This is a genomic window from Streptomyces sp. Y20, from assembly GCF_043195475.1.
Taxonomy (GTDB): Bacteria; Actinomycetota; Actinomycetes; order Streptomycetales; family Streptomycetaceae; genus Streptomyces.
The window spans coordinates 214178-228051 of record NZ_JBIDDP010000005.1; the positions used below are offsets into that span (position 1 = coordinate 214178).

Sequence of the window (13874 nt, forward strand, 5' to 3'; positions counted from 1 at the left end):
GCCGTGTCGCGGCGGGGGGCCGCCGCCCGGCGGCCCCCCGTCAGTCCAGGTAGCCCCTGAGCTGGTCCGCGAAGGCGTGGTCGCGGAGTTTGTTCAGGGTCTTGGACTCGATCTGCCGTATCCGCTCCCGGGTCACCCCGAAGATGCGGCCGATCTCCTCCAGGGTGCGGGGGCGGCCGTCGGCCAGGCCGTAGCGGAGCTGGACCACCTTCCGCTCCCGCTCCCCCAGCGTGGACAGCACGACGTCCAGGTGCTGGCGCAGCAGCAGGAACGCGGCCGACTCCACGGGGCTGGCCGCGTCACCGTCCTCGATGAGGTCACCGAGGGCGACGTCGTCCTCCTCACCGACCGGGGCGTGCAGCGACACCGGCTCCTGGGCGAGCCGCAGCACCTCGCCGATCCGCTCGGGCGGCAGGTCCAGCTGGGCGGCGACCTCGTCCGCCGTCGGCTCGCAGCCGCGTTCCTGGAGCAGCCGCCGCTGGACGCGGACGACCCGGTTGATCAGCTCCACGACGTGTACCGGGACGCGGATGGTGCGGGCCTGGTCGGCCAGGGCCCGGGACATGGCCTGGCGGATCCACCAGGTGGCGTAGGTGGAGAACTTGTAGCCGCGCGCGTAGTCGAACTTCTCCACGGCCCGGATCAGCCCGAGGTTGCCCTCCTGGACGAGGTCGAGCATGGTCAGGCCGCGGCCGACGTACCGCTTGGCGACGGACACCACCAGACGCAGGTTGGCCTCGATGAGCCGGCGCTTGGCCATCCGGCCCATGACCACCAGCCGGTCCAGGTCGTGCGCCAGCCGGCTGTCCAGGTCGGGTGTGCTGCTCAGCTTCTCCTCGGCGAACAGGCCGGCCTCGACCCGGCGGGCCAGCTCGACCTCCTCGGCGGCGGTGAGCAGGGGGATGCGGCCGATCTCACGCAGGTACTGGCGGAACAGGTCGGCCGAGGGTCCGCCGGACTCGGCCCGGACGGCGGCCGGGACCTCGGCGGGTTCGGCGGCCTCCTCGGCCTCCTCGGCCCGAGCCGGCTCGGCCGGTCCGGCCGGTTCCCCGGGGTCCTCCTCGAGCGCCCCGGCGGCCGGGGCCCGCGGGTGCCGGGCGGCGCGGCTCTGCGGGGGCACGGCCCGGAGGACGTCGGTCTCCGCGTCCGGTTCGTCCGCGGTGGTGCTGGTGCTGGTGCTGGTGCTGGTGTCGGTCTGGGCGAGGGTCCGGGTCTGCACGGGGGCGACCTCCAGGATGATCGCTGCTGAAGGTGAGCGGCAGCGGTGCTTCGGAGCGGAGAGTCGACGGCCTGCGCTCCGAGGACTCGGGCACCGGCCCCCAGTGTGGAGTACGACACAACGCCGCCACGAGGGGCGTGCGGTGACTTTTTGCATCCGGTCCGTGACCGCCCGCTGACCGTGCCCGCACCGTCGGCCCCGACCCCGGCGCTGACCTGGCGGGATCGGGGAGTCCGGGGACCGGCGTGCCTAGAGCGCTGCCGCGCCGCGTTCGCGCAGGGCCTGGTCGTACTGCTGGAGGACCCAGACCTCGTTCTGGACGGCGGCCAGCCGGGCCGGGTCGCCGCCGGCGGCGAGGCGGGTCAGCTGGGACTGGATGTCGCGGATACGGCGCTCCACGGCCCGGCGGCGGATCTGCACCAGGACCGTGCCGGCGTACGTCTCGTCCACCGTGCGGCGCAGGATCGGCTCGACGGCCAGCTCGGTGACCATGGCGCGGACGGTGTCGTCGGGGGCGGCCTCCCGCACCCGGACGACGTACTCCTGCGGGTCGGACACGCCGTACTCGGCGCCGCCCGCCTCCGCGACCGCCCGGCGTACGGCGGCGTACGGCGGAGCGGTGAACTCGTCCATGCCGTAGGCGTCGAAGGCCGGGGAGACCAGTTCCGGACGCTGCAAAGCGAGTTTGAGCAGCTCGCGTTCGGCGGCGTGCACGGGGTTGCGCAGGGTCAGCGCCGGACCGCCGGCGGGACGGGGGGCCTCGGCCCACTGGGGACCGGCCTGGCGGGACGGACCCTGCCGCGGGTCGCCCTTGCCGCCGCGGTCACGGGCCCAGCGGGCCAGCTGGCCGACCCGGCGGACCACGAACTGGGTGTCGAGGATGCCGAGCATGCCTGCCAGTTCGACGGCGACCTCGTGCTGGGCGCCGGTGTTCTTGATCCGGGCGACGATCGGGGCGGCCTCGTCCAGGGCGGCGGCGCGGCCGGCGGGGGTGTCGAGGTCGTAGCGGCTGAGGATCTGGCGGAGCGCGAACTCGAAGAGCGGGGTGCGGGGCTGGACCAGGTCGGCGACGGCCTCGTCGCCCTTGGCGAGGCGCAGATCACAGGGGTCCATGCCGTCGGGCGCGATGGCGATGTACGTCTCGGCGGCGAACTTCTGGTCGTCCTCGAAGGCGCGCAGGGCGGCCTTCTGGCCGGCCGCGTCGCCGTCGAAGGTGAAGATGACGCGGGCACTGCCGTTGTCCATCAGCAGCCGGCGCAGGATCTTGATGTGGTCGCTGCCGAAGGCCGTGCCGCAGGTCGCGATGGCCGTCGTCACCCCGGCGAGGTGGCAGGCCATGACGTCGGTGTAACCCTCGACCACAACCGCCCGGCTCGCCTTCGCGATCTCCTTCTTGGCCAGGTCGATGCCGTACAGCACCTGGCTCTTCCGGTAGATCGCCGTGTCGGGGGTGTTGAGGTACTTCGGGCCGTTGTCCGCCTCGTACAGCTTGCGGGCGCCGAAGCCGACGACCTCGCCGCCGATGTCCCGGATCGGCCACATCAGCCGGCCCCGGAACCGGTCGATGGGGCCCCGGCGGCCCTCCTGGGACAGGCCGGACAGGAGCAGTTCCTTGTCGGTGAAGCCCTTGCCGCGCAGGTAGCGGGTGAGGTGGTCCCAGCCCTGGGGGCTGTAGCCGACCCCGAAGTGGACGGCGGCGGCCTGGTCGAAGCCGCGTTCGGCGAGGAAGACCCGGCCGGTCTCGGCCTCGGGGCTGGTGGCGAGCTGCTCCGCGTACCACTGCGCGGCGATCTTGTGCGCCTCCACCAGCCGGATGCGCTCACCGCGCTGGTGGGCCGGGTTGTAGCCGCCCTCCTCGTACCGCAGGGTGATGCCGGCCTGGGCGGCGAGGCGCTCGACCGCCTCCGAGAAGGAGAGGTGGTCCACCTTCATCACGAAGGTGATGGTGTCGCCGCCCTCCTGGCAGCCGAAGCAGTGGAAGAGTCCCTTGCTGGGGCTGACCTGGAAGGACGGCGACTTCTCGTCGTGGAACGGGCACAGGCCCTTGAGGTTGCCGCCGCCCGCGCTGCGCAGCTGGAGGTACTCGGAGACCACGGCGTCGATCGGGACCGCGTCCCGAACCGCCTTCACGTCCTCGTCGTTGATCCGTCCTGCCACGCGTGAATTCTACGGGGGTGGCGCGGCGGCGCCGGTGCGCGCGGCGGTCAGGGGGCGAGGCCTTCGAGCGGTACGTGCGGGTCCGAGAGTGCCTCGATGTTCACCGGGGCCCGGGAACGGACGAGCCGCTGGATGTGCTCTGTGACATCCCACACGTTCACGTTCATCCCGGCCAGTACGCGGCCCTGACGCACCCAGAACGCGATGAACTCCCGTTTCCCGGCGTCGCCGCGGATGACCACCTCGTCGTACGAGCCCGGCGGCGCCCACCCGCTGTACTCCATGCCCAGGTCGTACTGGTCGCTGAAGAAGTACGGCACGCGGTCGTAGGTGACGTCCCTGCCGAGCATCGAGCGGGCGGCGGCCGGACCGCCGTTCAGGGCGTTCGCCCAGTGCTCGACCCGCAGCCGGGTGCCGAACAGGGCGAGCGGGAAGGACGCCACGTCTCCGGCGGCGTAGATGTCGGGGTCGCTGGTGCGCAGCCGCTCGTCGACGACGATGCCGCCGCCCCGCGCCGGGTCGGCGGTCTCCAGGCCCGCGGCCTCCGCGAGGGCGGTGCGGGGGGCGGCACCGATCGCGGCGAGGACGTCGTGCGCGGGGTGCTCCTCGCCGTCGTCCGTGCGGGCGGCGAGGACCATGCCGTCCTGTCCGACGATCTCCGTGAGCCGGACGCCGAAGCGGAAGCGGACGCCGTGCTCGCGGTGCAGCTCCGCGAAGACGTTGCCCAGCTCGGGGCCGAGGACGCCGTGCAGCGGGGTCTGCGCGGGTTCGACCACCGTGACCTCCGCGCCGTACTCGCGGGCCGCCGCCGCGACCTCCAGGCCGATCCAGCCGGCGCCGGCGATCACGAGGTGCCCGTTGTCCCGGCCGAGCGCGGCCAGGACGCGCTTGAGCCGTTCGGCGTGGGACAGCCGGCGCAGGTGGTGGACGCCCGTGAGGTCGGTGCCCGGGATGTCGAGGCGGCGTGGTTCGGCGCCGGTGGCCAGGAGCAGCTTGTCGTAGCGGACGAGGGTGCCGTCGTCGCCGAAGCGGACCGTCTTCGCCGTACGGTCGACGCGGTCGACGGTCTGCCCGAGGTGCAGCTCGATGTCGTTGCGCGCGTACCAGGCGGGCTCGTGCACGAAGACGCTGTCGCGTTCCTCCTTGCCGAGGAGGTAGCCCTTGGACAGCGGCGGGCGCTCGTAGGGGTGGTCGCGTTCGTCGCAGATCAGTATCACCCGGCCGGTGAAGCCCTCCGCCCGGAGCGTCTCGGCCGCCTTCGCACCGGCGAGACCGCCTCCCACGATGACGAATGTCTGATCCGCGTCGACCACGTGATGCCTCCTCTTATGGGTGCCGCCATCTGCGAGCGTCCCGCACGCAGCGTGATGCGGGAAGAGGGTGTGACCCGTTCAGGCCACGGAGGGTCACTCTTCTTCACAGCCGTCCCGTCAGTCTCGCGTGCAGCGAGAGGGCGGAGGCGTCGGTGAGGGAGGCGACCTGGTCGACGATCACCCGCTTGCGCGCGTGGTCGTCGGCCGCCGCGTCGAACAGGGACCGGAACTGCGGGTCCAGGTCTTCCGGGGCGCGCGCGGTGAGCGCCTCGGCCAGCTCCGCGACGATCACCCGCTGGTCGGCGCGCAGCCGTTCCTGCTCGGCCCGCTGTATGACGTACCGGTCGGCGACCGCCTTGAGCACCGCGCACTCCATGCGGGCGGCGCGGGGGACGACGAGTTCGGCGCCGTAGCGGGTGAGCCGGCCGGTGCCGTACGCGGCCCGGGTGGCGCCCTCGGCGGCCAGGCAGAACCGGCCGATGAGCTGGCTGGTGGCGTCCTTCAGGCGGGCCTGCGCCACCGCCGTGCCGTCGTAGCCGTGCGGCCACCACTCCTGCTCCAGGAGGCGGTCCAGGGCCGCGGCGAGTTCCGCGGGGTCGGTGTCCGCGGGGACGTACCGGCCGACGGCGACCTCGAACACCGCCTGCCGTTCCGGTTCGGCGCGCAGGCACCCGGGGTCGATGTGGCCGGCGTGCAGGCCGTCCTCCACGTCGTGCACCGAGTAGGCCACGTCGTCCGACCAGTCCATCACCTGCGCCTCGAAGCAGGTGCGGGTGCCGGGGGCGTGCGCTCTGACCCAGTCGAACACCGGGCGGTCGTCCTCGTACACGCCGAACTTCCCCGACCCCGGGTCGGTGGGGTGGGCGCCGCGCGGCCAGGGGTACTTGGTGGCGGCGTCGAGGGTGGCGCGGGTGAGGTTGAGGCCGACGGAGCCCTCCGGGGTGAAACGCTTGGGCTCGATGCGGGTGAGCAGCCGCAGGGACTGGGCGTTGCCCTCGAAGCCGCCGCAGTCGTCGGCGAACTCGTTCAGCGCGTACTCGCCGTTGTGGCCGAAGGGCGGGTGGCCCAGGTCGTGGGAGAGGCAGGCCGCCTCGACCAGGTCGGGGTCGCAGCCGAGGGCCGCGCCCAGCTCGCGGCCGACCTGGGCGCACTCCAGGGAGTGGGTGAGACGGGTACGGGGGCTGGCGTCCCAGACCAGGCTCCGCGTCCCCGGGGTGACCACCTGGGTCTTGCCCGCCAGGCGGCGCAGGGCGGCGGAGTGCAGGACACGGGCGCGGTCGCGCTGGAAGGCGGTGCGGCCGGGGCGCTTGTCCGGCTCGGGGGCCCAGCGGTCGGCGGACGCCGGGTCGTATGCCGACGCGAGTGCGGTACCGGTGCCTGTATTCGTGTCCGAGCCTGCGGTGCGTGCGATGCCTGCGGTGCCTGCGGTGCCTTCCATGGTTCGACAGTACGGGCCGGCACCGACAAAAGCGGGCTGCCGCCTGCCGTGCGTTCAGGCGGAGGCCAGTTCCGGCTCCCGGCTCGCGTGTGCCTGGTCGTACCGGTGCAGGACCAGGCGGGCCATCGCCTCGTGCGCGCCCAGGGGGGCCGAGGCGAGCCACGGGGCCCGGTCCGCGCACTGGGTGGCGAAGCGGCCCGGGGCCGTGAAGTACGACGCGACCGCCACCCGGTGCCGGCCGCGCGCCGCCAGGGCGCGCAGGGCGGCCGGGACGGTCGGTGCGGCCGCGGAGGCGTACGCGGGGAGCACGGGCACGCCGAGGCGGTCCGCGAGCAGGCGGGCGGTGCCGCGGGTGTCGGCGGCCGAGTCGGGGTCGCGGGAACCGGCCGCCGCGAGGATCACCGCGCTGGTGCGGCGGGCGGCGCCGTCCATGGCCGCCGGCCAGCCGGCCTCCGTGAGCCGGTCGTGCAGGGTCCGGGCGAGCAGCGGATGCGGGCCGAGCGGGGCCGCCACCCGGGCGCGTACCGGTGCGGCGGCGGCCATCGCGGGGATGTCCTGCCGGACGTGGTAACCGCGGCCCAGGAGCAGCGGTACGAGGACGACGGGGCCCGCGGGGGTGTCGCCCAGGGCGGCGAGGGTCTCGGGCAGCAGGGGCGCGTTCAGTTCGAGGTGGCCCAGGTGGACCGCGAGGCCGGGGCGCAGGGCGCGGACCCGCTCGGCCAGGGCCCGTACCGTGGTCAGCGCCCGGGGGTCGCGGCTGCCGTGGGCGACCAGGACCAGCGCGGGCGGGGCCGGGCGGCGGTACCGGAGCGGGGGGACGAGCCGGAGCCGGCCGGTGGGCCGGCCGGTGCTGCCGCCGGTCCCCGGGTCCGCCGTGGGGCCGAGGGGGGCGCGGGGCTCGCCGCTGCGTGGGTTTGACGCCGTCATGGAGGGATCCTGTCGCTCGGAGGTTGCGTCGCCGTTGCCGGCCCGTCACGAGTGTTTTCCGCCGTTTCACCGCGGACGGACGCGGGGTGTGAGGTGAACCGGACGGGCACCGGTGGCGTCCTCCCGACCGGAAGCGATCTCTGGGGGGCGCATGAGGATCCGTCGACCGCGACTGCCGCGCACGCGTACGGGGCAGCGGCGGCTGGTGCAGGCCGTGATGGCCGGGTGCGTGCTGGCGCTGCTGCCGGTGACCTGGCTGCACGTGTCCACGGCGGACCGGCTGCGCACCACGGCCGACGTGCCGCACACCGAGGTGGCGATGGTGTTCGGGGCGGGCCTGTGGAAGCACGGGGAACCGTCGCCGTACCTCGCGCACCGGCTGGACGCGGCGGCCGGGCTGTACCGCGCGGGGCGGATCGAGGTCGTCCTCGTCACCGGGGACAACAGCCGGAAGGACTACGACGAGCCGGACGCCATGCGCACCTATCTGACCCGGCACGGGGTGCCGGACGCGCGCATCGTCAGCGACTACGCCGGCTTCGACACCTGGGACTCCTGCGTCCGGGCCAGGAAGATCTTCGGGGTGGACCGGGCGGTGCTGATCAGCCAGGGCTTCCACATCCGGCGGGCGGTCGCGCTGTGCGAGGCCGCGGGCGTGGCGTCGTACGGCGTCGGGGTCGACGCGAAGCACGACGCGACCTGGTACTACGGCGGCACGCGGGAGGTGTTCGCGGCGGGCAAGGCGGCACTGGACGCGGTGTTCCGGCCGGACCCGCGATTCCTCGGGCCGAGGGAGCCGGGGGTGGCGCGGGCGCTGGCCGCCGGCCGGTGACGGTGTCCTCACGGCCTCACGGCCTCACGGTCCCCGGACCGGCGCGGGGAGGTCGCCGTGCCGGGCGCGTAACGGGAACCGGCCCGGGGGCGTAACACGCCGGACGCACGCTGGGCGGCATGGAGAACACCTCGGCGCCCACCCACTGCCCGTACTGCGCCCTTCAGTGCGGGATGACGCTCACGCCCCTGCCCCAGGGGGGCGTCGAGGTCACCGAGCGCCCGGACTTCCCCGTCAACCGGGGCGCGCTGTGCGGCAAGGGCCGCACGGCGGCGCAGGTGCTGTCACCGGCGGTACGGCTGACCGTACCGCTGATCCGGGAGGGCGGCCGGCTGGTGGAGGCCGGCTGGCCCCGGGCACTGGACCGGATCGCCGAACGGCTCGGGGCGGCCCGGGAGCGGTACGGCGCGGACGCGCTCGGGGTGTTCGGCGGGGGCGGGCTGACCAACGAGAAGGCGTACGCGCTCGGCAAGTTCGCCCGGGTGGTGCTGGGCACCTCGCAGATCGACTACAACGGCCGGTTCTGCATGTCGTCGGCCGCCGCGGCGGGCACGAAGGCGTTCGGTCTCGACCGGGGGCTGCCCTTCCCGCTGGAGGACATCCCGCGGACGGGCTGTGTGATCCTGGTCGGATCCAATCTCGCCGAGACCATGCCGCCGGCGCTGCGCTTCTTCACGGAACTCCGGGAGAACGGCGGCACGCTGATCGTCGTGGACCCGCGCCGGACGAAGACCGCCGAACAGGCCGACCTGCACCTCGCGCCGCGCCCCGGCACCGATCTCGCCCTCGCGCTCGGCCTGCTGCACCTGGTGGTCTCGGAGGGGCGGACGGACGAGGAGTACATCCGGGAGCGGACCACCGGCTGGGCTCAGGCCCGGGCGGCGGCGATGGCGCACTGGCCGGAGTACGTGGAGCGGATCACCGGCGTGCCCGTGCCGCAGCTCCGCGAGGCGGTCCGCATGTTCTGCGCACCGCAGGCGGCGATGGTGCTCACCGCGCGCGGGCCGGAGCAGCAGTCCAAGGGCACGGACACGGTGGGCGCGTGGATCAACCTGTGCCTGGCCACCGGGCGGGCGGGGCGCCCGCTGTCCGGGTACGGGTGTCTGACCGGGCAGGGCAACGGGCAGGGCGGACGCGAACACGGCCAGAAAGCCGACCAGTTGCCCGGCTACCGCAAGCTCGACGACCCGGAGGCCCGGCGGCACGTGGCCGGGGTGTGGGGCGTGGACCCGGACACGCTTCCCGGCCCGGGGCGCAGCGCGTACGAACTCCTCGACGCCCTCGGCACGGACGTGCGGACGCTGCTGCTGATGGGCTCCAACCCGGTGGTGTCCGCCCCCCGCGCGGCCCACGTCGAGGAGCGGCTGCGCTCGCTGGACTTCCTCGCCGTGGCCGACGTCGTCCTGTCGGAGACGGCGGAGCTGGCGGACGTCGTGCTGCCCGTCGCCCAGTGGGCGGAGGAGACCGGCACGACGACCAGCCTGGAGGGCCGGGTGCTGCTGCGCCGCCGGGCCGTCGCTCCCCCGCCCGGCGTCCGCACCGACCTGTACGTCCTGCACGAGCTGGCCGCCCGGCTCGGCGTCGAGAAGGGCTTCCCGACCGACCCCGAGGAGGTCTTCGAGGAACTCCGCCGGGCCAGCGCGGGCGGCCCCGCGGACTACTCGGGCATCACCTACCGCCGCCTCGCCGAGGAGAACGGCATCTTCTGGCCCTGCCCGGCCGACCCGCCCACGACGGATACCGGGGGCGCGGACGGGCGCGGGCCGGCGCAAGGGACGGCCGGGGCGACGGGCGCGGTTGGGGATGAGGCCCGGGCGGCGGGGACGGCCGGAGGCGAGGCCCCGGCGGCGGGGACGGCCGGGGACGGGGCCCGGGCAGCCGGGGGCGGTGTCCCGGGCGGGGTGGAAGGTGCCCTCGGCAGCGCGGACGCGGGCTCGGTGCCGCGCGCGCACGCCGGCGGGGCACCCGGCGCCGGTCATGGCACCGCGGCGGGTACGGGCAGCGGCGCGGCACCGCGGCCGGACAGCCGCACCCCACCGCACCCGGACAGCAGCCCGGCACCGAAGCCGGACAGCCTCGCGGCGGCGGGGGCCGACGGCAGCCCGGCGGCTCCCGGCCCCGGTTCCGGTCCCGGTCCCGGGGCGGGCGGGCATCCCGGTTCGCCGCGGCTCTTTCTGGAGCGGTTCGCCACCGCCGACGGCCGGGCCCGGTTCGTTCCCGTCGTGCACCGGGCGACCGCCGAGGAGCCGGACGAGGAGTATCCGCTGCTGCTGACCACCGGCCGGGTGGTGGCGCAGTACCAGTCGGGGGCGCAGACCCGGCGGGTGGCGGAGTTGAACGCGGCGGCGCCGGGGCCCTTCGTGGAGCTGCATCCGCGGCTCGCGGCCCGGCTGGGGGCGGCCGACGGCGACCCGGTCGCGGTGGTCTCCCGGCGGGGCCGGGCCGTGGCGCCTGCGCGGGTCACCGCCACCATCCGCCCGGACACCGTGTTCATGCCCTTCCACTGGCCGGGTGAGGGCCGCGCCAACACCCTCACCAACCCGGCCCTGGACCCCACGTCGGGGATGCCGGAGTTCAAGTCGTGCGCGGTGCGGCTGGAGGTCCTGGGGCGACGGACGCGGCCGGGGGACGCTCTCGCGTAGGTTCGGGGTATGGCCGACACCGAGCAGTACGACCTCGACGCCTATCTCGACCGCATCGGCTGGCAGGGCGAGCGGCGGCCCTGCCTGGACACCCTGCGGGGTGTGCACCTGGCGCACGCGCTGTCGCTGCCGTTCGAGAACCTGGACCCGCTGCGCGGATCGGTGCCCTCGCTGGCGCCCGCGGACCTGATGGCGAAGATGGTGCACGGCCGGCGTGGCGGCTACTGCTACGAGCACAACACCCTGCTCCGGCTGTCGCTGGAGGCGCTCGGCTTCCGGGTGACCCCGCTGGCCGGCCGGGTGGTGCTGGGCGCGGAGAGTCCGGACAGCCGGCCGCGGACGCACACGATGCTCCAGGTGGAGGTGGCGGGCGAGGCCGGGCCGTATCTGGCGGACGTCGGTTTCGGTGCCCCGGGGGCGCTGCTGCTGCCCGTGCCGCTGGTCCCCGGCGCCGAGTTCGAGGGCGCCGGGCGCCGGCACCGGCTGGCGCGGCTGCCGCACGAGGGGCCGCTGGAGCTGTGGGAGTTGCAGGCGTACGACCGCCGGGGCGGGGTGTGGGCCGGGCAGTACGCGTTCACGCGGGAGCCGTTCACCGCCGTCGATCTGGACGTGTTCAACTGGTTCGTCGCCACGCACCCACGCTCGCCGTTCACCCGCCGCCCCTATCTCCAGCGGACCACCGCCGAGCGCCATCTCGCCCTGGACGGCGCCCGGTTCACACAGACCCTCGCCGACGGCACGGTCACCGGGCGCACGCTGACGGGGGAGGCGGAGGCGCGGCGCGTGGTGACGGAGGAGTTCGGCATCGAGGTGCCCGAGGGGCTCGCCCTGCTGGGCTGAGTCAGCGGCCGTCGGGCCACTCGCCGCCCGGGATCGGCCGGCCCCTGACGCGCAACCGGTCGGCGACGCGCGGGGCGGCCAGGTACACCCAGGCGCGGACGGTGCTGCCGTCGGCGCGTTCGACGTCCCGGGCGACGCGCTCGTAGAGGTTGTGGGGGTCGCCCGGTACGTACCCCTCCAGCCGGTCGAGGTCGGTGAGCAGGCTCTCGTACGCCTCCGGGAGCGCGGCCACCAGTTCCCCGCGCACCTGTCCGCCGGGCTGCTCGACGGCGTAGGGGTAGCCGGGGCCGTCGTACAGCACGGCGCCGGTGAGGAGGGCCGGTTCCCCGGCGCCGGTGCGTCCGCGCAGGAACCGGTCGTGGTTCGCCGCGCCGGCCCGCAGGGTGCCGTAGACGAAGAACGGGCGGGGGTCGCGCGTCGCGCCGGGGTGTGAGCTGCGGGGTGGGCGGTCCTCGGCGATCACGGAACCGATTCTGTACCCTCGCCGGCTCCCCGCACATCTCCATGACGGCGCTATGGACACAACTTGTCATGCCCCCTTAAATCTCAGTGACATCCGCGCCACCCCCACGCCTGCCGGGCGCCTTCCCGAGGAGACAGATGAGCCGGATACGGCACCACGTCCGAGGAACCCGTCGCATCGCCACCACCGGCGCCGCCGTCACCGCCGCGGCCCTGCTGACCGCCACCCTCTCCCCCGCCGCCCACGCCGACGGCGTACCGACCCGGTCCGCCGCGGTCCACAACGCGGCCTCGGCACTCCTGGCCCACGCGGCCGGCCTGGGCCTCACCGCCGGGCAGGACACCAGCGTCCGGGACGTCGTCGTGGACAAGGACGGCACCCAGCACGTCCGTTACGACCGCACCTACCACCGGCTCCCCGTCCTCGGCGGCGACTTCGTCGTCCATCTGGCCCGGGACGGCCGCTACCGCGGCGCCGACCGGGCCACCCGGCAGCCGGTCTCCCTGCCCTCCGTCACCCCGGAGGTCCCCGGCCCGAAGGCCGCCGCTCTCGCGGTGAGCGCCCTGCGCGCGGCCCACCCCGGCGACCGCCTCAAGCAGGTCGAGGCGAAGCCGCGGCTGGTGGTCGACGCCCTGCACGGCAGCCCCCGGCTGGCCTGGCGGACCGACGCGGTCGGCCTCGACACGCTCGGCAACCCCGTCGCCCGCACCGTGCTGACCGACGCCCGCACCGGCACCCGGATCGACGCCTGGGACAGCATCGAGACGGCCGCCGGCGACGGCGCGTCCCTGTACAGCGGGACGGTGCCACTGGAGACCACCCCCTCCGGATCGTCGTACCAGCTGAAGGACCCCACGCGCGGGAACACCTACACCGGCGACGCCGCCGGCAAGACCGACCTGTGCATCTTCGGCATCTGCCTCAGCCGGGCCCCCGCGACCCTGTTCACGGACGCCGACAACCACTGGGGCACCGGTACCACCGCGGACCGCTCCTCGGCGGCGGTCGACGCGCAGTACGGCACCGACGCGACCTGGGACTACTACAAGAACGTGCAGGGGCGCAACGGCATCGGGAACGACGGCAAGGGCTCGTACAACCGCGTCCACTACGGCAGCAACTACAACAACGCCTTCTGGGACGACAGTTGCTTCTGCATGACGTACGGCGACGGTGACGGCACCACCTTCGGCCCGCTGGTGGCGCTGGACGTCGCCGGGCACGAGATGACGCACGGCGTGACGTCCAAGTCGGCGGCGCTCGCCTATTCCGGGGAGTCCGGCGGGCTGAACGAGGCCACTTCCGACATCCTCGGCACCATGGTCGAGTGGTACGCGGGCAACTCCGCCGACCCGGGGGACTACCTGATCGGCGAGAAGATCGTCCGTCCCGGCTTCGGCAAGGCCGCCCTGCGCTTCATGGACCGGCCTTCCCGGGACGGCAGTTCGGCCGACTACTGGAGCGCGTCGGTCGGCAATCTGGACGTCCACTACTCCTCCGGCGTCGCCAACCACTTCGCCTACCTCCTCGCCGAGGGCAGCGGGGCGAAGACGATCAACGGCGTCAGCTACGACTCGCCGACCGCGAACGGCGCCACGCTCACCGGCATCGGCCGCGACAAGGTCGGCAGGATCTGGTACCGCGCGCTGACGGTCTACATGACGTCCTCCACGAACTACGCGGGCGCGCGCACCGCCACCCTCGACGCGGCCAGGGACCTGTACGGCGCCGGCAGCGCCGAGTACGCCGCGGTCGCCGCCGCCTGGAGCGCGGTCAACGTGAACTGAGCCGGAGCGGCGCCAGGCGCCGGTCCGCCCCGTCGACGGGGCGGACCGGCGGGTGGAGGCCAATCGTGTGTTTTTCATACTCGACCCCTCGCATGGCCGTGACCTGCCGGAACACCACCCGGCTGGGCCGTGTGGGGGGCCGCCCGCGCCACCCGTTCACCGCATTCACGGCGGCGCCCGGGAAGCGGATCCCCGTGAGTGCGACTTATCTCGGTAGGGCAGGGGCGCACCCCTGGACGAGTCGGACAAGCTCTGG

Annotated in this window: 10 protein-coding genes; 4 read left to right on the forward strand and 6 right to left on the reverse strand. The window is 74.3% G+C overall.

Features of this window, described 5'->3' with window-relative positions; all coding sequences use genetic code 11:
• Window positions 1-40: 40 nt before the first annotated feature.
• The 5 genes from ACGFT1_RS15340 to ACGFT1_RS15360 all read right to left on the reverse strand — a co-directional run bounded on the left by ACGFT1_RS15340 (window position 41) and on the right by ACGFT1_RS15360 (window position 7054).
• Window positions 41-1240 (reverse strand): RNA polymerase sigma factor, encoded by a 1200-nt coding sequence (locus ACGFT1_RS15340; protein WP_373909710.1) that lies wholly within the window; start codon window positions 1238-1240, stop codon window positions 41-43.
• 228 nt (window positions 1241-1468) lie between these two features.
• Entirely contained in the window at window positions 1469-3376 is a 1908-nt protein-coding gene (gene dnaG, locus ACGFT1_RS15345) for a DNA primase (RefSeq protein WP_373909448.1), read from the reverse strand.
• A 47-nt stretch (window positions 3377-3423) separates the two neighbouring features.
• Window positions 3424-4689, reverse strand: coding sequence for an NAD(P)/FAD-dependent oxidoreductase (locus tag ACGFT1_RS15350; protein WP_373909449.1), 1266 nt, complete (start codon window positions 4687-4689; stop codon window positions 3424-3426).
• 103 nt (window positions 4690-4792) lie between these two features.
• Complete coding sequence (locus tag ACGFT1_RS15355) at window positions 4793-6127, reverse strand: deoxyguanosinetriphosphate triphosphohydrolase (RefSeq protein ID WP_373909450.1); 1335 nt, start codon at window positions 6125-6127, stop codon at window positions 4793-4795.
• Between the two features lie 54 nt (window positions 6128-6181).
• Window positions 6182-7054, reverse strand: a complete 873-nt coding sequence (locus ACGFT1_RS15360) for a sirohydrochlorin chelatase (RefSeq protein WP_373909451.1) — start codon at window positions 7052-7054, stop codon at window positions 6182-6184.
• 151 nt (window positions 7055-7205) lie between these two features.
• Between ACGFT1_RS15360 and ACGFT1_RS15365 the strand changes: the two genes are divergently transcribed.
• From ACGFT1_RS15365 to ACGFT1_RS15375, 3 genes are all read left to right on the forward strand, one after another.
• The gene (locus ACGFT1_RS15365) at window positions 7206-7886 is read left to right on the forward strand and encodes a vancomycin high temperature exclusion protein (RefSeq protein ID WP_373909452.1); all 681 of its coding nucleotides are present in this window, start codon (window positions 7206-7208) and stop codon (window positions 7884-7886) included.
• 119 nt (window positions 7887-8005) lie between these two features.
• Window positions 8006-10528, forward strand: a complete 2523-nt coding sequence (locus tag ACGFT1_RS15370; protein WP_373909453.1) for a molybdopterin oxidoreductase family protein — start codon at window positions 8006-8008, stop codon at window positions 10526-10528.
• 9 nt (window positions 10529-10537) lie between these two features.
• Window positions 10538-11368, forward strand: a complete 831-nt coding sequence (locus ACGFT1_RS15375) for an arylamine N-acetyltransferase (RefSeq protein WP_373909454.1) — start codon at window positions 10538-10540, stop codon at window positions 11366-11368.
• A gap of 1 nt (window position 11369) precedes the next feature.
• On the opposite strand, the gene ACGFT1_RS15380 is transcribed toward ACGFT1_RS15375, so the two are convergent.
• On the reverse strand, window positions 11370-11831 hold the full coding sequence (locus ACGFT1_RS15380) for a gamma-glutamylcyclotransferase family protein (RefSeq protein WP_373909455.1): 462 nt from the start codon (window positions 11829-11831) through the stop codon (window positions 11370-11372).
• Between the two features lie 137 nt (window positions 11832-11968).
• Between ACGFT1_RS15380 and ACGFT1_RS15385 the strand changes: the two genes are divergently transcribed.
• Window positions 11969-13618: a M4 family metallopeptidase gene (locus ACGFT1_RS15385; protein WP_373909456.1), complete on the forward strand. Its 1650-nt coding sequence runs from the start codon at window positions 11969-11971 to the stop codon at window positions 13616-13618.
• The last annotated feature ends 256 nt before the right edge of the window (window positions 13619-13874 follow it).